The sequence below is a fragment of the Agrobacterium genomosp. 2 str. CFBP 5494 genome (assembly GCF_900013495.1).
GTDB lineage: Bacteria > Pseudomonadota > Alphaproteobacteria > Rhizobiales > Rhizobiaceae > Agrobacterium > Agrobacterium pusense.
The window spans coordinates 1871119-1886323 of record NZ_LT009718.1 but is presented as its reverse complement, the minus strand read 5'-3'; the positions used below and the strand labels follow the sequence as shown (position 1 = coordinate 1886323).

Genomic DNA, 15205 nt, shown 5'->3' with positions numbered 1-15205 from the left:
ATCGGATAGGCCCGTGAACAAATATTATAGCATAACCGAACTGACCCGAGAATTCGGTGTTTCCACCCGCACACTCAGATTTTATGAGGATGAAGGGTTGATCCATCCTGAGCGGCGCGGGCGCACCAGGCTTTTCCGCGCTGCGGACCGCCGTCTCATTCAGGAAATCCTGCGCGGTCGCCGTATCGGTTTCACGATAGCCGAAATCCGCGAGATCATTCAGGTCTACAAGGAGCCGCCGGGGGAATCGGGCCAGCTTGTGCTCCTGATGAAGAAGGTCGATGAAAAGCGCGCCGATCTTCGGCAGAAGCGCAAGGATATCGAGGAGACGCTGGCGGAGCTCGACAATGTCGAAGAAGCCTGTCTGACGCGTCTTGCCGAAATCGGCGTTGGGACCTGAGCACTGCTTTTTAGTGGTATCGGATATTCCGTTGACGTAACTGTCGTGAACGGCTCCAAGACTCTCCGCTTTGCTTCATATGAAACGAGCGGGTTCGGCTTGCCCCGCCGACGAGAATGTCGCGGCAGCGGGATGTGGGACATGATCTCGATTTATCACCGACGTTCGCCCCTGATCCGACCCTTCGGGCCACCTTCTCCCCCGGAAAGGGGGAGAAAAGACGGCGACCGCTGACGCTCTGGCTGCCTGCGCTACTGCGCCTCAACAGTGCACTGCTGTGCCACTTCGCTGACCTTCGTCTGCTGATCCGCGGTCAGCTTGCCTTCCATCATGATGTCAAAAAGGCTTTCCGCCTGGAGCTTCTCCAGCGTGCAGCCGCAGAAGCGCTGGCACAGCTCCAGCCCGTTCGCCTGTTCGACGCAGCTTTTTTCGCAGCTTGATTTGTATAGTTCGACCTGATCGACAGGCGGGGGTGGGGCGACGAGCGAGAGGGTGTAAACAAGCCCGATTAATACTGGCTGGTGGATGAGATAGAAGGCAAGGCTGTGACGGCCGGCGCTTGCAAGAAGGTTGCGAGGTGAACTCGGGCTTCGAAAGCGGTCGAGCCAGCCGCGCGGCGAGACGAATTGCGAGACCGCAAGCCCGGCGAGGAACGGCGCAAGCCAGGGCAGCAGCGGGACATAATCATTCGAACGGGGTGGCTGGGTGGAAAAGCCGATCCAGGCCAGCCATTTTGCATTGAACAGTTCGGATTGCAGATATTGCGGCAGGATAAAAGCAATCACAGCGAAAAGCAGTGTCACGGCTGCGGGTGCCCTGAGGAACAACAGTCCCACGAGGCTTGCGGCGGCAATATTATGCAGTATGCCGAAGAAGATGAAGCTGTCCGGAAAGGCGAAATAGGTGGCGATGGTGATGAGCAGCGCCGAACCGGCCACCATGGCGAAACGCTTGCCGAAGGATGGCCAGTTCACGCCCTTGCCGTGGGCGAGAAACAGGCTGAAACCCGCAAGGAACAGGAATGACGTGGCGATGCCGCGTGCGTAAAGCTTCCAGAGCCCCGTGGTTGCCGTGGCTGGTTCGAGATAACCGAAATATTCCAGATTCCACGTGAAGTGGTAGGACGCCATGGCGATGAGGGCCAGCCCGCGGAGCGTGTCGAGGCCGCCTATGCGGCCTTTACGGCGGTTTTCGTCGGCGACTGTGTTTGTGTCCATGGTTTCCGTTTTTCAGCTTTCGGTAAGGCCGGTGTCTTGCTCGGCTTGGCCCTTGAAGTGCGGCTATTTCAAGGCCTGTTTTCTTCCATGATGGCGCGTCGCGCCTCGGAAAAGAACTGGCGGCGCAAGAGCGCGACAATGATGATGACCGTGCTGGCGATGAAGACATAGGGGCTGATGAACCAGCCGAGATAACCGATGGACAGAAAGATGGTCCGCAGGCCGTCATTGAAGTTCTTGGCGGCGATGATGTTCATCTTGATGACGTTCTCGGCCGCGCGTTCCGCCGCCTCGCGGTCGGCGCCGACGTCGTGCACCATGGGAATGGCGCCGAAGAGGATGGTGCAGTAGTTGAACAGCCGGTAGGACCAGCCGAACTTGAAGAAGGAGTAACCGAAGAGACAGGTGAGCCCGATGACCTTCAGTTCAAAAGCCGTGCGACCGGCATAATGCACGAAAGGCATGTCGCGAAACACCGACTCGACCTGCTCGGTCGCCCCCAGAAGGGCGAAACATCCGCCGATGGCGAAGATGGAGGTGGAAGCGAAAAAGGCGGTTCCGTTCTGCAGGCCGGCCATGATCTGCGTGTCGATCATCTTCAGGTCGCGCTTCAGCGAATTCATGATCCAGTCGCGACGGCGCTCGGCCATGGCCTGGTTGAGGCTGGCGCGCGAAAACAGCCTCGTTCCCGTCGTCACATGGGTGTAGGCGGCCCATAGAAGGATGAAAACGACAATCGCGATATAGTCGATGACGGTCATTACGGGCAGGCCACCTTGCTGTTTGCGAATCTTCGAAACCATATTGATTTGAAGGCCATGGCAAGGCAATGGCGGCGGCTGACGTCACTCCCATATTCTCTTTTGGCGTTGCGGTTTCATCATTCGGTTTAACGCTAACTTTCCGGTAACCAAGTCGCTTTATCAGTCCTGTCGCGGACGACAGGTCTGCCGGTTCCGGGTTAAGGTTTTGCGTACCGGTTCCGCCTGGTTTTTCACCGACGGCAGGGACGGATTGACAGGATGGACGTTCGCACCTAGCTTTTCTTCCGGACCGGTGTTTCCGGTATCCGGAGCATCAAGACTGATATGCCCCGCATCCTGCAGGCAGGTCTTGTTTTTTCCGGCCCGGTATCAGCGGCAGTCCGGCGTGAGCAACCGGGGGACGCCTTTTCTACGAATCGTTCCTTTCATGTCCGCCTGTCACTGGCTCGCGACCCGGCGAAGATGCCGGTCCGTTTATTCTCTTCCTTCAGGTTTCCCATGACAGATAATAACCGCTCCGTTTTCATTCTTGGCGGCGCGCGCTCCGGCAAATCGCGTCTTGCGGAAGAGCTTGCCATAAAAGCGGGCGGAAACCTGCATTATCTGGCCACCGGCCGGGCTTGGGATGACGAGATGCGTGACCGGATCGCCCATCATCAGGCGCGGCGTGGCGGCGAATGGGCCACCCATGAAGTGCCCGTCGATATCGCCGCCATGCTGGAGCGGCTGGACCGGCCGGACAATGTCGTTCTCGTCGATTGCCTCACTTTGTGGCTTACCAATCTGATGATGGAAAATGCGGATTTCGATGCTGCCTTCGCGGCACTTGAGGCGGCGATCCTGTCGGCTCGGGCGAAGCTGATTTTCGTTTCCAATGAAGTCGGTCTCGGCATCGTGCCGGAAAATCGCATGGCGCGGGAATTCCGGGATCATGCGGGGCGGCTGCATCAGCGAATCGCCGCCATTGCCGGTGAGGTCTTTTTCGTCGCCGCCGGGTTGCCCCTGAAAATGAAGGGCTGAAGCGGCACCCGCGAAAGCGCGGTCGACATCGCCGCACTCCAGCTTAGAGGCAAATTTCCCTTGTAAATGCGAGCCGCATTTTGGCGAGGCTGCGGCAGCTTTGCTTTCTTGATCTGGATCAAGGTCGCTTCCCATTCCCGATGGCAATGCTCCAACCGACGCAAAGGCGCACGTCCGCTCTCCCAGGCGCATGCAGTGCCTTTCGTCGGTCGGCTTGCACGTTGGGGGAAACCAACAATGAACTACACACTGGAAACCGCGATCGTGGCCCTTGGGGCCTTTCTCGCGTTGCTCGGGGCGGCATTCGCCCATGACAGTCTTTTCGCCGCCCATATGTGGGTGCTGTTCTTTACGCTGCTGGTCAGCACGGTGCTTCTGTTGCGCCGTGTCTCCTTTGCGCCCGTCGATCCGGCCGCGCGGGCCCGGCGCAAGTCGGAATATTTCGACGGAGTCGTACGATACGGTGTCATCGCCACCGTCTTCTGGGGCGTCGTCGGCTTCCTGGTTGGCGTCGTGGTGGCGCTGCAGCTTGCTTTTCCGGATCTCAACATTGCGCCCTATTTCAATTTCGGCCGTGTAAGGCCGCTGCACACGTCGGCGGTGATCTTCGCTTTCGGGGGAAATGCGCTGATCGCCACCTCATTCTACGTGGTGCAGAGAACCTGTCGGGCACGCCTGTTCGGCGGCGATCTCGGCTGGTTCGTGTTCTGGGGCTACAACCTCTTCATCGTCATGGCCGCCACCGGCTATCTGCTCGGCATAACGCAGGGACGCGAATATGCGGAGCCGGAATGGTATGTCGATATCTGGCTGACGATCGTCTGGGTTGCCTATCTCATCACGTTCCTCGGCACGATCCTGACACGCAAGGAGCCGCATATCTATGTGGCGAACTGGTTCTACCTGAGCTTCATCGTGACGATTGCCATGCTGCACATCGTCAACAACCTCGCCATTCCAGTCTCTTTTCTCGGCGTCAAGAGCTACTCCGCCTTTTCGGGCGTGCAGGATGCGCTGACGCAATGGTGGTATGGCCATAACGCCGTAGGCTTCTTCCTGACGGCCGGCTTCCTCGGCATGATGTATTACTTCATTCCGAAGCAGGTGAACCGCCCGGTTTATTCCTACCGCCTGTCGATCATCCACTTCTGGGCGCTGATCTTCATGTATATCTGGGCAGGCCCGCACCACCTGCATTACACGGCACTTCCGGACTGGGCGCAGACGCTTGGCATGGTGTTCTCGATCATGCTGTGGATGCCATCTTGGGGCGGCATGATCAACGGCCTGATGACGCTTTCGGGCGCCTGGGACAAGATCCGTACCGATCCCATCGTGCGCATGATGGTGATGGCGGTTGCCTTCTATGGCATGGCCACCTTCGAAGGCCCGATGATGTCGATCAAGGCCGTCAACTCGCTCAGCCACTATACCGACTGGACCATCGGCCATGTGCATTCGGGCGCGCTCGGCTGGAACGGCATGATCACCTTCGGCGCGATCTATTATCTGACGCCCAAGCTGTGGGGCAGGGACCGTCTTTACAGCCTGCAACTCGTGAACTGGCACTTCTGGCTCGCCACGCTCGGCATCGTCATCTACGCCGCCGTCATGTGGGTGGCCGGCATCCAGCAGGCGCTGATGTGGCGCGAATATGATAGCCAGGGCTTCCTTGTCTATTCCTTCGCGGAATCGGTGGCAGCGCTGTTCCCCTATTATGTGATGCGTGCACTGGGCGGCCTGATGTTCCTCAGCGGCGCGCTGATCATGGCCTACAACGTCACCATGACCATCCTCGGTCATCAACGCGAGGAGGGCGCCAGCAAAGGCGCGGCTCCTTCGCTGCAGCCCGCTGAATAGGAGGGGCCGATGTCCATACTCGACAAACACGGCGTCATCGAACGTAACGCCACCCTGCTTCTGGTCGGCTCGCTGCTGGTGGTCTCGATCGGCGGTATCGTGGAAATCGCACCGCTCTTCTACCTCGAAAACACCATCGAGAAGGTGGAAGGCATGCGGCCCTACACGCCGCTGGAGCTGGCCGGGCGCAACATCTACATTCGCGAGGGATGTTATGTCTGCCACAGCCAGATGATCCGTCCGTTCCGCGACGAGGTGGAACGTTACGGGCATTACAGCCTGGCGGCGGAATCCATGTACGACCATCCTTTCCAGTGGGGTTCCAAGCGCACCGGGCCTGACCTGGCGCGCGTGGGTGACCGTTATTCGAACGAGTGGCACGTGCAGCATCTGGCTGATCCACGCTCGGTGGTGCCGGAATCGATCATGCCGTCCTATGCCTTCCTCAAGACAACGCCGCTCAAGATCACTGACATCTCCATGGAGCTGAAGGCCAACCGTGCTGTCGGTGTGCCCTATAGCGACGAGATGATCGAGAAATCCGCGGCCGATCTCGCCGCCCAGGCGGACCCGAATGCGGATTCGTCGGAACTGCTGGCGCGCTATCCCAAGGCCAAGGTCGGCGATTTCGACGGCGATCCGGCAAAGCTCACGGAGATGGATGCGCTGGTCGCTTATCTCCAGATGCTCGGCACGCTGGTCGATTTCTCGACCTATGACGATGCCGCCGGTTACCGGTGAGGAGGCGGAACGATGGAAACCTACACGGCCATGCGCCACTTCGCCGATAGCTGGGGCCTGCTTGCCATGACCCTGTTCTTCGCCGGCGTCGTCATCTTCACGCTTCGCCCAGGCTCGAAAAGGGCCGCGGACGATGCGGCCAGCATTCCGCTCAGGGAGGACTGAACATGTCCGAAAAACACATCGATAAAATCAGCGGCGTCGAAACCACCGGCCACGAGTGGGACGGTATTCGCGAATTGAACAACCCCATGCCTCGCTGGTGGGTGTGGACATTCTACGTCACGATTGTCTGGGCCATCGGCTACACCATCGCTTTTCCGGCATGGCCGCTGATTTCAGGTGCAACCCAGGGCGTCCTCGGCTGGAACAGCCGTGCCGAAATCGCCGCGGACCTGGCCGATGCCAGACAGTCTCAGAGCATCTATGTCGACAAGATCGCCAATTCGTCGCTTGCCGACATCCAGGCGGACCCGACGCTGATGCAATTTGCCCTTTCGGGCGGTGCTGCCGCTTTCAAGGTCAATTGCATTCAGTGTCACGGTTCTGGCGCGGAGGGCGGGCAGGGTTATCCCAACCTCAATGACGACGACTGGATGTGGGGCGGCAGCGTCGATGACATCTATACGACGGTGAAGCACGGCATCCGCTTTCAGGATGATCCAGACACACGTGCTTCGGAAATGCCGGCCTTTGTCGATATACTGCAGCCGGATGAAATTCGTCAGGTTGCCGCTTATGTGTTCAGCCTCACGGGAACGCCTTCCAACCCGTTGCTGGTGGAACCCGGAAGGCAGCTGTTTGCCGACAATTGTGCCTCTTGCCATGGGGAAGATGCCAAGGGCAACCGCGAATTCGGTGCACCCAATCTTGCCGACGCCATCTGGCTGAAATCTCATGGCGAAGAGGGGATCGTTTCGCAGATACGCTCTCCCAAGCATGGCGTCATGCCCGCCTGGGGTGAGCGCCTCGGTGACACGACGGTTAAGCAGCTTGCGATCTTCGTGCACTCGCTGGGCGGCGGCGAATAAGAGCGTCTGAGCAAAAGCAGGGGCCGCATCATGCGGCCCTCGACTGTTTCCATTCTTATTCGATGATGCAGCTCGGCTACGGGCGGAGAAAACCGGCGCTCGAGCCGCGAGGCGTCCCGCCCCTCAGGACGTGACCTTATCGAGCGAGCGTTCGATGCGCTTTGCCGCTTGCCAGAGGTCTTCCATCCTCTCGAGGCTTGCTTCCTCCAGCGTCTCGCCATTTTCACCGAGCGATTTTTCGATGTGGTTGAAGCGCCTGCGAAATTTCGTGTTGGTGCCGCGCAGCGCGTTTTCCGAGTCGGCCTTGACGTGACGGCCGATATTGACGAGGGCGAAGATCAGGTCGCCCAGTTCGTCTGAGACCTTTTCAGGCCTTCCTTCCTCCAGCGCTTCGCGCAGTTCGGCGATTTCTTCTTCGATCTTGTCGAGAATGGGGGCGGGGTTCGACCAGTCGAAACCGACGCGCGCCGCCTGTTCCTGCAGTTTGAGCGCCTCGGTCAGCGCCGGCTGGCTGCGTTGCACTCCGCCGAGAAAGCCCGCCTTGAAATCCTCCGTGATGCCCCGGCGCGCACGGCGCGCTGCGCGCTCGCGTTTTTCCTCGGCCTTGATCCGGTCCCACTGCAGCTTGACGCTGTCGGGCGTATCGGCCTCGGAGGCGGCAAAGACATGCGGGTGTCGGCGGATCATTTTCGAGGTGACGGCATGCACCACATCGCCGAAGGCAAACTCACCGCGCTCTTCGGCGATACGTGCATGAAAGACGACCTGCAACAGAAGATCGCCCAGTTCTTCGCAAAGATCGTCCATGTCCCTGCGCTCGATGGCGTCGGCGACTTCATAAGCCTCTTCAATCGTATAGGGCTTGATCGTCTCGAAGGTCTGGACGACATCCCACGGGCAACCGGTTTCCGGCTGGCGCAGGGCTTCCATGATCTCGATCAGGCGGGAAATGTCCTTCGAGGCTTCCATATGCTCAAACCTTCGCTTGTGTTTATGCCGGTCCGGCCGTCCAGTTCCGCGCTTAATTCAGAGGAATATCGTTGCCGCCCTTCGACGACTGATAGCTGGTGGACAGATCGTCATAGGCCGCCTTGATGCGGGCGGTCTGCGCCTTCAACGTGCTCTTCAGCGGATACTCCTCGGCTTCCACCAGATCGGTGATGAAATACGAGTTCCAGAAAGCGTTGTTGCGGCGATAGCCGCCCGGCTCCAACCCGAAGACTTCCTTCAGAATTTTCAGATCATGCGGGATAGCGAAAGCGTCGCGCGAATCCTCGTGGCTGAAGAAGGAGTAGAAATTGTCGAAACCGGCCCAGGTGATGGCGGACATGCACATGGTGCAGGGTTCGTGGGTGGAGAGGAAAATCAGGTCCTTCGTATTCGGCTTTTCGCCCAGTTCGTAAAACCGCTTCAGCGTATGCACCTCGCCGTGCCAGAGCGGATTTTCCAGCTCGTTGTTGGTTTCCGCAACCACCAGCGACAGGTCGGACTTACGCAGGATTGCCGCGCCGAAAACCTTGTTGCCAAGGCTGACACCGCGGGCTGTCAACGGCAGAATATCGTGTTCGATGACATCAAGAAGGCGGGCGGAAAGTGGCTGGCTGGTCAAGGGTGCGGTCCTTCTTGCCGCTTGTATAAAGCGGTCTTCGCATGGAAAACAGATGGCAAATTGTCTTCCCTTGTTCGGCGCGGGGGCCGGGTTTGTCAAGGGATTCGCGCTGCGCTTGGAAGCCTCCAGGCGTGCGGGAAACAGAGGCCGGTTTGTTTTCCTCCAAAACCGGGGTGTTCGAGAAATAAAAATCCAGGTGCCGGAAAGGCTTGAATTTCTGTTTCTTCAATCTTGCGCCGCGATGCGGGATATATGTCCAATGCACAACGAACATGATTTTTCCGCTGCCGGCGATCGCCTTTCAACCTTCCCCGCATTCTTCCGGGTCGAGGGCAGGCAGGTTGCCGTCTTCGGAAATGGCGATGAGGCCTTCGCAAAGGTCAGGCTTCTTGCCAACACCAATGCGCATATCATTGCCTATGCCGACGAGCCGGAGGCTGATTACGCAGTTTATCTCCGCGAACACGGCATCGATCATCGGCCTCATGCTTTTGCCAGCCATCTGATCGATGGTGCGACCCTGGTTTTTGCTGCAACTGGTGAGGCTGTTCTGGACAGGGACATCGTTGCTGTCGCGCGTTCCCGGAAAATCCCCGCCAATGCGGTGGACCAGCCGGAATTCTGCGATTTCTTCACGCCGGCGCTTGTGTCCCGGGCACCCGTCGCGGTGGCTATCGGCACCGAAGGGGCAGGGCCGGTGCTCGCGCAGATGATCCGCGCGCGCATAGACCAGATGCTGCCGCCTTCACTTGGCAAGCTGGCACATCTCGCCGTGCAGTACCGCGGTGCAGCGGAACAAACCGTACCGAAGGGCGCGTTGCGGCGCAATTTCTGGCGGCGATTTTTCTCCGGTGCAGTTGCGGATGCCGTCGCCGTCGGCGACGCCCCGGCCGCCCATCAGGCTGTCGACCGTCTTCTGCGGTCGCCCGAACGCAGCGAAGGCCGCGTATGGCTTGTCGGCGCCGGGCCCGGTGCGGAAGATCTTCTGACGCTGCGCGCGCAGCGCGTGCTGATGGAAGCCGACGTCATCGTTTACGATGCGCTGGTGCCGCAGGCGATCATCGATATGGGCCGTCGCGACGCCGAGAGGCTATCGGTCGGCAAGCGCAAGGGCTGCCATAGCAAGTCGCAGGACGAGATCAACCGCCTGCTGGTGCGTCTCGGCAAGGACGGCAAGCGCGTCGTACGCCTCAAATCCGGCGATCCCCTGGTTTATGGCCGTGCGGGCGAGGAGATGGCAGCGCTGCGCGATGCCGGCATCGCTTACGAGATCGTGCCTGGCATCACGTCGGCCTTCGCCGCCGCTGCGGATTTTGAACTGCCGCTGACGCTGCGTGGTGTCGCCTCGTCGCTGATTTTCACCACCGGTCACGATCTGACTGGCGATGTTCTGCCCGACTGGGCCCGGCTTGCCGTTTCCGGTGCGACCATTGCCGTCTATATGGGCCGCAGCGTCGCTGCCTCGGTGGCCACAAGGCTTATCGAAGCGGGGCTCGGTGTGGAAACCACCGTCGCCGTTATCGAAAACGCCAGCCGCGCTGATCGCCGCCTGCTGCACGGAACATTAAACGATCTGCCCGACCTTGAACATCGCGATGAACTGACCGGTCCTGTCATGGTCATCATCGGCGATGCAGTGGCGGGCGCCAATTTCGACAGGTCCGAGGCGCTTGCGCTTGCCGGAAGGCCGGCGGACCTCAAACGGGAGTATGTAAATGGCTGACAAGGTTTTGACCGCCAACCGCCTGAGCGATGGCATTGCCGTCTGGCTCGACGCCAACGGCGAATGGACGGAAAACCTGCAGGGCGCAATCGTCGCCCGCCATGCGGAAGCGGTCGCCTCGTTCGAGGAGATCGGCAAGCGGGATTTTTCCGCCAACAAGGTCGTTGACGTTAATATCGTTGACGTTGTGGAAGAGAACGGCAAGCTCTGGCCGACGCGCCTGCGCGAGCGCATTCGCGCCGCCGGCCCGACCGTGCACTATGCGACCAGCTACAAGCCGGCCGATGCAGCATTTATCGCAGTCTGAGGAAGAATATGTACCGTTACGACGAGTTCGATCACGCATTTGTTGAAGGCCGCGTGGCGCAGTTTCGCGATCAGGTGGAGCGCCGGCTATCCGGTGAGCTGGCCGAGGACGCATTCAAGCCATTGCGCCTGATGAATGGTGTCTATCTTCAGCTGCACGCCTATATGCTGCGCGTCGCCATCCCTTACGGTACGCTGAATTCCAAGCAGATGCGGATGCTGGCGCATATTGCCCGTAAATACGACCGGGGTTACGGCCATTTCACCACCCGCCAGAACATCCAGTATAACTGGCCGCGCCTCTCTGATACCCCGGATATCCTCTCCGAACTGGCAAGCGTGGAAATGCACGCGCTGCAGACCTCTGGCAACTGCATTCGCAACGTCACTGCGGATCATTTCGCTGGCGCTGCGGCCGACGAGGTTGCTGATCCGCGTCCTTATGCCGAGATCCTGCGCCAATGGTCTTCCGTGCATCCGGAATTCTCGTTCCTGCCGCGCAAGTTCAAGATTGCAGTGACGGGTGCCGAACGCGATCGTGCGGCCATTCAGGTTCACGATATCGGCCTGCATCTGAAAAAGAACGACAAGGGCGAGATCGGCTTTGCCGTTTATGTCGGTGGTGGACAGGGGCGCACGCCGATGATCGCCAAGAAGATCCGCGACTTCCTGCCGGAAGAAGATCTCCTGTCCTATACCACGGCCGTGATGCGGGTTTATAACCTGCATGGCCGTCGCGACAACAAATACAAGGCGCGCATCAAGATCCTCGTGCATGAGACGGGTGCGGAAGAACTGGCCCGTCAGGTCGAGGTCGAATTTGCGGAACTCAAGAACACCGAATTGAAGCTGCCGGATGCCGATATCGCCGCCATCACCGCCTATTTCGCGCCGCCGGCGCTGAAGGACCGGCCGGAAGGCTGGGAAAGCCTGGCGCGCTGGAAGCGCGCCGACGAGGGCTTTGCCCGTTTTGTCGAGCAGAACGTCGCCCCGCACAAGCATCCGGACTACGGCATGGTAACGATCTCGCTGAAGCCGATCGGTGGCATTCCGGGCGACGCGACGGATGAGCAGATGGAGCTGGTCGCCGATATTGCCGCGGAATATGCCTTCGACGAAATCCGCATCAGCCATGAGCAGAACATCATCCTGCCGCATGTGGCGCTGGCTGACCTCGAGCCGGTCTATCGTGCACTTGCAGGCGCGGGTCTTGCGACCGCCAATGCCGGGCTCATCACCGATATCATTGCCTGTCCCGGGCTGGATTATTGCGCGCTTGCCAATGCGCGCTCCATTCCGGTGGCGCAGGAAATTTCTACCCGCTTCGGTTCGCCGGAGCGTCAGGCGGAAATTGGTGAGCTGAAGATCAAGATCTCCGGCTGTATCAATGCCTGCGGCCACCACCATGTCGGTCATATCGGGCTGCTGGGCGTGGAAAAGAAGGGTGCGGAACTCTACCAGATCACGCTTGGCGGATCGGGTGACGAAAACACCTCGATCGGTGAGATCATCGGTCGCGGCTTCGAACCTGAAAAGGTGACCGACGCGGTTGAGACCATCGTCGACACCTATCTCGGGCTTCGTCTTTCAAAGGAAGAAAATTTCCTTGAAGCCTATCGCCGCGTCGGGCCGCAACCGTTCAAGGATGCGCTCTACGGTTCCGCCGCCGAAGCCGCCTGAGGAGAATGTCATGACGAAAATCTGGACCCGCGACGGCTTCGTGGAGAACGATCCCTGGGTGATCGAAACGGAAGAATTAAAAGCGGTGGCCGAGCAGAAGCCCGTGCTGCCGCTTGCCGATTTTCTGGTTCGTGCGGCCGAAAGCAACGATATCGGTCTTGGGGTGCTGATTGCGCCTGCCGATGATGTGACCCGGCTGGAACCTTATCTCGACCGTATCGAGCTTGTCGCGGTGAGTTTCCCGGCTTTCAATGACGGCCGTGGTTTCAGCCACGCGTCGCTGCTGCGCAGCCGCCTCGGTTTCACAGGCGAGGTGAGGGCGATTGGCGACGTGCTGATCGATCAGGTGCCGCTCATGCTGCGTACCGGCTTCACAAGCTTTGCGGTGACGAATGGTACGGCGATCCGCCGCCTGTCCGAAAATCGCCTGCCGGAAATTCCGGTCTATTACCAGCCGACGGCCAGGCCTGCGAGCGACGGCGAGGCTTATAGCTGGCGTCGACGTGCGTCTCTGTGACACGTTGCGTGGAAATATGAGTTTCTGATACATATTTCCTACGCAAATGGCAGTATTGACATTCTCATGCCTTCAAACTGGAGCAGAAATGGTATAATTGCCCGGTCGGAGAATGTCGCTCATCGAATAGAATGGACGGAACCTAAATGAACGCGCCAGCCAAGACGGAAGATTTCGCGATCAAGATACCCGATGGTGTTTATGCCGAGACGGTTTTGTCGGTGGAACATTATACGGATCATCTGTTCCGTTTCCGCATGACGCGTCCGGCCGGCTTCCGTTTTCGTTCCGGCGAATTCGCCATGATCGGCCTGATGGTCGGCGACAAGCCGATCTATCGCGCCTATTCCATCGCCAGCCCCGCCTGGGACGAGGAGTTGGAATTTTTCTCGATCAAGGTCCCGGATGGCCCGCTGACCTCCCATCTTCAGGCGATAAAGCCTGGCGATACTGTTTTGATGCGCAAGAAGCCGACAGGCACGCTGGTTCTCGATGCGCTAACGCCCGGCAGACGGCTTTACATGTTCTCCACCGGCACCGGCATTGCGCCTTTCGCGAGCCTCATCCGCGATCCCGAGACCTATGAGAAGTTCGAAGAGGTCATCCTCACCCATACCTGCCGCGATGTGGCCGAGCTGAAATACGGTTTCGATCTGGTCGAGGAAATCAAGAACCATGAGTTCCTCAGCGAGATTGTCGGCGACAAGCTCAAGCATTATGCCACGGTGACCCGCGAAGATTATCCCTTCAAGGGCCGCATCACCACGCTGATCGAAAACGGCAAGCTGTTCTCCGATCTCGGCGTACCCGCGCTCGATCCGGCCATTGACCGCGGCATGATCTGCGGTTCGTCGGCGATGCTCAAGGATACCAAGGAACTGCTTGAGAATGCCGGTCTTACCGAAGGCGCCAACAACAAGCCTGCCGAATTCGTGATCGAACGCGCTTTCGTCGGCTGACGGAACACGGTCTACGACATATGAGGAGGCCAGATGGCCTCCTTTTCTGTTTGCGCCGTCACTGCCTTCCTTGAGACAGGCCATCATTATTCTGTTTAGGCGCTATCTCGTTGCGATAGAGCAGGAAAAGCCCGATGGCGATTGCCGCAATGCCGCCGCCGACAAGGTGCGACAGTGAATAACCGCCCTTCGTCACCAGCCAACCTGCGACGACATTGCTGAATGACGCGCCGATGCCTTGAACCATCATGACGCTGGCAAGACCGACATTAAAGCGGCCCGTGCCCTTCAAAATTCTCTCCACCGCAACCGGCGTGACTATGCCGAGCAGCCCCGCTCCGACACCGTCCAGAAACTGGACGGGGAAAATGACCCAGAAGTCCGTAAAGGCGGAAGCGAGAACGCCGCGGATCGGCAGTGCGACGAGCGCGATGATAAAGACGGTTGAGAGACCGAAACGTCGTATCAGCCAAGGCGCCATGGCGGCGACGAAAATCATCGCAAATTGCGCGACGCCGGTAATGATCGCAGTGGTGCGGAAGGGTGTCTGAAGTTCGATGGCGAAATCCTGCGCGATCAACCGGCCCATCGGCGCGTTGCCGAAGTGGAAGACGAGCAGGATGATGGCCAGAAAGATAAGTCCGCGTTCCTGCAGCAAGACCGCGATGCCGGATGGACCGGGTTCGCCCCTGTCTTCGCCAAGGCCGCGCGCCACCTTGTGGTCGATGCGTTCGGGGTCGATGGCCGCCGTCGCGACCAGAGCACCCGCAGCGGTCAGCAGCATCAGGCCGATGATGCCGTCCATGCCGAAGACAGTGACGACGACATAAGTCGCGAAGAGCGATGCGAAATTGCCGCCGTGGTTCCAGAACTCGTTGCGCGAAATCTGATGGGAAAACAGGCGCTCGCCGACAAGGCCGAGCGTGAGGCCGGCAAGCGCCGGGCCGACCACGGCGCCGACGACGGCCGTCATGATCTGGCCGGTCCAGACGATCCAAACATCGGGAAAGATCAAGGTGATCAGCGCGCCGATGGTCACGAGGACGACGGGTATGGCAATCAGCGTCCTTTTCCACGTCGTTCCATCTACCAGGGCGCCACAAAGCGGCGTGGCGAGCAGACCGACAAGGCCGCCGACCGTGGCGATCATGCCCAGCGAGAGCGAAGACCAGCCCCGTGTCGCCAGAAATGCATCCAGAAACGGCCCAAGACCGTCGCGGGCGTCGGCGAGAAAGAAATTCAGTGCAGCAAGGGCAAAAAACGTGCGATCCGAGATGCCACCACTATGCGGCAGGCCGCCGGAAGGAAGGCGGCCGTGTGGTGCCGCAACGCCTACAGTCGTCATGAAAATACTCCGATAAATATGCAGGGAATCGAA

17 protein-coding genes are annotated in these 15205 nt (G+C 59.3%); 11 read left to right on the top strand and 6 right to left on the bottom strand.

Going from position 1 to position 15205, the window contains the following annotated elements; all coding sequences use genetic code 11:
* The first annotated feature begins 13 nt into the window (after window positions 1-13).
* On the top strand, window positions 14-400 hold the full coding sequence (locus AGR2A_RS09280; RefSeq protein ID WP_004441868.1) for a MerR family transcriptional regulator: 387 nt from the start codon (window positions 14-16) through the stop codon (window positions 398-400).
* Window positions 401-651: 251 nt separating this feature from the next.
* On the opposite strand, the gene AGR2A_RS09275 is transcribed toward AGR2A_RS09280, so the two are convergent.
* On the bottom strand, window positions 652-1617 hold the full coding sequence (locus AGR2A_RS09275) for a DUF1624 domain-containing protein (protein WP_006697427.1): 966 nt from the start codon (window positions 1615-1617) through the stop codon (window positions 652-654).
* A 68-nt stretch (window positions 1618-1685) separates the two neighbouring features.
* A complete protein-coding gene (locus AGR2A_RS09270; protein ID WP_006697428.1) occupies window positions 1686-2378 on the bottom strand; it encodes a DUF599 domain-containing protein in 693 nt (230 codons plus the stop codon).
* Window positions 2379-2879: 501 nt separating this feature from the next.
* Here AGR2A_RS09270 and cobU point away from each other — a divergent pair.
* The 5 genes from cobU to ccoP all read left to right on the top strand — a co-directional run bounded on the left by cobU (window position 2880) and on the right by ccoP (window position 7033).
* A complete protein-coding gene (cobU, locus tag AGR2A_RS09265; protein WP_072494922.1) occupies window positions 2880-3401 on the top strand; it encodes a bifunctional adenosylcobinamide kinase/adenosylcobinamide-phosphate guanylyltransferase in 522 nt (173 codons plus the stop codon).
* 237 nt (window positions 3402-3638) lie between these two features.
* The gene (gene ccoN / locus AGR2A_RS09260) at window positions 3639-5261 is read left to right on the top strand and encodes a cytochrome-c oxidase, cbb3-type subunit I (protein ID WP_035208797.1); all 1623 of its coding nucleotides are present in this window, start codon (window positions 3639-3641) and stop codon (window positions 5259-5261) included.
* A 9-nt stretch (window positions 5262-5270) separates the two neighbouring features.
* Window positions 5271-6002: a cytochrome-c oxidase, cbb3-type subunit II gene (gene ccoO / locus AGR2A_RS09255; RefSeq protein WP_003495954.1), complete on the top strand. Its 732-nt coding sequence runs from the start codon at window positions 5271-5273 to the stop codon at window positions 6000-6002.
* Between the two features lie 12 nt (window positions 6003-6014).
* Complete coding sequence (locus AGR2A_RS09250) at window positions 6015-6167, top strand: CcoQ/FixQ family Cbb3-type cytochrome c oxidase assembly chaperone (RefSeq protein ID WP_004441852.1); 153 nt, start codon at window positions 6015-6017, stop codon at window positions 6165-6167.
* A 2-nt stretch (window positions 6168-6169) separates the two neighbouring features.
* Complete coding sequence (gene ccoP / locus AGR2A_RS09245; RefSeq protein WP_072494384.1) at window positions 6170-7033, top strand: cytochrome-c oxidase, cbb3-type subunit III; 864 nt, start codon at window positions 6170-6172, stop codon at window positions 7031-7033.
* A gap of 123 nt (window positions 7034-7156) precedes the next feature.
* On the opposite strand, the gene mazG is transcribed toward ccoP, so the two are convergent.
* Genes mazG through AGR2A_RS28935 form a run of 3 tightly spaced genes read right to left on the bottom strand, consistent with a single transcriptional unit; the run spans window position 7157 to window position 8916 of the window.
* Window positions 7157-8002, bottom strand: coding sequence for a nucleoside triphosphate pyrophosphohydrolase (mazG, locus tag AGR2A_RS09240; RefSeq protein WP_072494383.1), 846 nt, complete (start codon window positions 8000-8002; stop codon window positions 7157-7159).
* A gap of 52 nt (window positions 8003-8054) precedes the next feature.
* Complete coding sequence (locus AGR2A_RS09235; protein WP_072494382.1) at window positions 8055-8642, bottom strand: deaminase; 588 nt, start codon at window positions 8640-8642, stop codon at window positions 8055-8057.
* The gene (locus tag AGR2A_RS28935; protein WP_139786354.1) at window positions 8608-8916 is read right to left on the bottom strand and encodes a hypothetical protein; all 309 of its coding nucleotides are present in this window, start codon (window positions 8914-8916) and stop codon (window positions 8608-8610) included. The genes AGR2A_RS09235 and AGR2A_RS28935 overlap by 35 nt, the downstream gene beginning before the upstream one ends.
* On the opposite strand from AGR2A_RS28935, the gene cysG reads away from it, so the two are divergent.
* From cysG to AGR2A_RS09210, 5 genes are all read left to right on the top strand, one after another.
* Complete coding sequence (gene cysG / locus AGR2A_RS09230) at window positions 8902-10365, top strand: siroheme synthase CysG (RefSeq protein ID WP_072494921.1); 1464 nt, start codon at window positions 8902-8904, stop codon at window positions 10363-10365. The two genes, AGR2A_RS28935 and cysG, sit on opposite strands and share 15 nt — an antisense overlap.
* Window positions 10358-10672, top strand: coding sequence for a DUF2849 domain-containing protein (locus AGR2A_RS09225; RefSeq protein WP_072494381.1), 315 nt, complete (start codon window positions 10358-10360; stop codon window positions 10670-10672). Before cysG ends, AGR2A_RS09225 begins: the two co-directional genes overlap by 8 nt.
* Before the next feature lie 8 nt (window positions 10673-10680).
* Window positions 10681-12351 (top strand): nitrite/sulfite reductase, encoded by a 1671-nt coding sequence (locus AGR2A_RS09220; protein WP_035208803.1) that lies wholly within the window; start codon window positions 10681-10683, stop codon window positions 12349-12351.
* 10 nt (window positions 12352-12361) lie between these two features.
* Window positions 12362-12868 (top strand): DUF934 domain-containing protein, encoded by a 507-nt coding sequence (locus AGR2A_RS09215; protein ID WP_006697437.1) that lies wholly within the window; start codon window positions 12362-12364, stop codon window positions 12866-12868.
* Window positions 12869-13014: 146 nt separating this feature from the next.
* Window positions 13015-13827: a ferredoxin--NADP reductase gene (locus AGR2A_RS09210; protein ID WP_022556175.1), complete on the top strand. Its 813-nt coding sequence runs from the start codon at window positions 13015-13017 to the stop codon at window positions 13825-13827.
* A 58-nt stretch (window positions 13828-13885) separates the two neighbouring features.
* Here AGR2A_RS09210 and AGR2A_RS09205 read toward each other — a convergent pair whose 3' ends face one another.
* Window positions 13886-15172 carry an MFS transporter gene (locus tag AGR2A_RS09205; RefSeq protein ID WP_080823059.1) on the bottom strand — a complete coding sequence of 429 codons (1287 nt, stop codon included), beginning with the start codon at window positions 15170-15172 and terminating at the stop codon, window positions 13886-13888.
* Between the last annotated feature and the right edge of the window lie 33 nt (window positions 15173-15205).

Bases quoted from the DNA above. Each gene is read 5' to 3' on its own strand.
- AGR2A_RS09275 (WP_006697427.1), bottom strand. From the start codon at position 1,617: ATGGACACAAACACAGTCGCCGACGAAAACCGCCGTAAAGGCCGCATA.
- AGR2A_RS09270 (WP_006697428.1), bottom strand. From the start codon at position 2,378: ATGACCGTCATCGACTATATCGCGATTGTCGTTTTCATCCTTCTATGG.
- cobU (WP_072494922.1), top strand. From the start codon at position 2,880: ATGACAGATAATAACCGCTCCGTTTTCATTCTTGGCGGCGCGCGCTCC.
- ccoN (WP_035208797.1), top strand. From the start codon at position 3,639: ATGAACTACACACTGGAAACCGCGATCGTGGCCCTTGGGGCCTTTCTC.
- ccoO (WP_003495954.1), top strand. From the start codon at position 5,271: ATGTCCATACTCGACAAACACGGCGTCATCGAACGTAACGCCACCCTG.
- AGR2A_RS09250 (WP_004441852.1), top strand. From the start codon at position 6,015: ATGGAAACCTACACGGCCATGCGCCACTTCGCCGATAGCTGGGGCCTG.
- ccoP (WP_072494384.1), top strand. From the start codon at position 6,170: ATGTCCGAAAAACACATCGATAAAATCAGCGGCGTCGAAACCACCGGC.
- mazG (WP_072494383.1), bottom strand. From the start codon at position 8,002: ATGGAAGCCTCGAAGGACATTTCCCGCCTGATCGAGATCATGGAAGCC.
- cysG (WP_072494921.1), top strand. From the start codon at position 8,902: ATGCACAACGAACATGATTTTTCCGCTGCCGGCGATCGCCTTTCAACC.
- AGR2A_RS28935 (WP_139786354.1), bottom strand. From the start codon at position 8,916: ATGTTCGTTGTGCATTGGACATATATCCCGCATCGCGGCGCAAGATTG.
- AGR2A_RS09225 (WP_072494381.1), top strand. From the start codon at position 10,358: ATGGCTGACAAGGTTTTGACCGCCAACCGCCTGAGCGATGGCATTGCC.
- AGR2A_RS09220 (WP_035208803.1), top strand. From the start codon at position 10,681: ATGTACCGTTACGACGAGTTCGATCACGCATTTGTTGAAGGCCGCGTG.
- AGR2A_RS09215 (WP_006697437.1), top strand. From the start codon at position 12,362: ATGACGAAAATCTGGACCCGCGACGGCTTCGTGGAGAACGATCCCTGG.
- AGR2A_RS09210 (WP_022556175.1), top strand. From the start codon at position 13,015: ATGAACGCGCCAGCCAAGACGGAAGATTTCGCGATCAAGATACCCGAT.
- AGR2A_RS09205 (WP_080823059.1), bottom strand. From the start codon at position 15,172: ATGACGACTGTAGGCGTTGCGGCACCACACGGCCGCCTTCCTTCCGGC.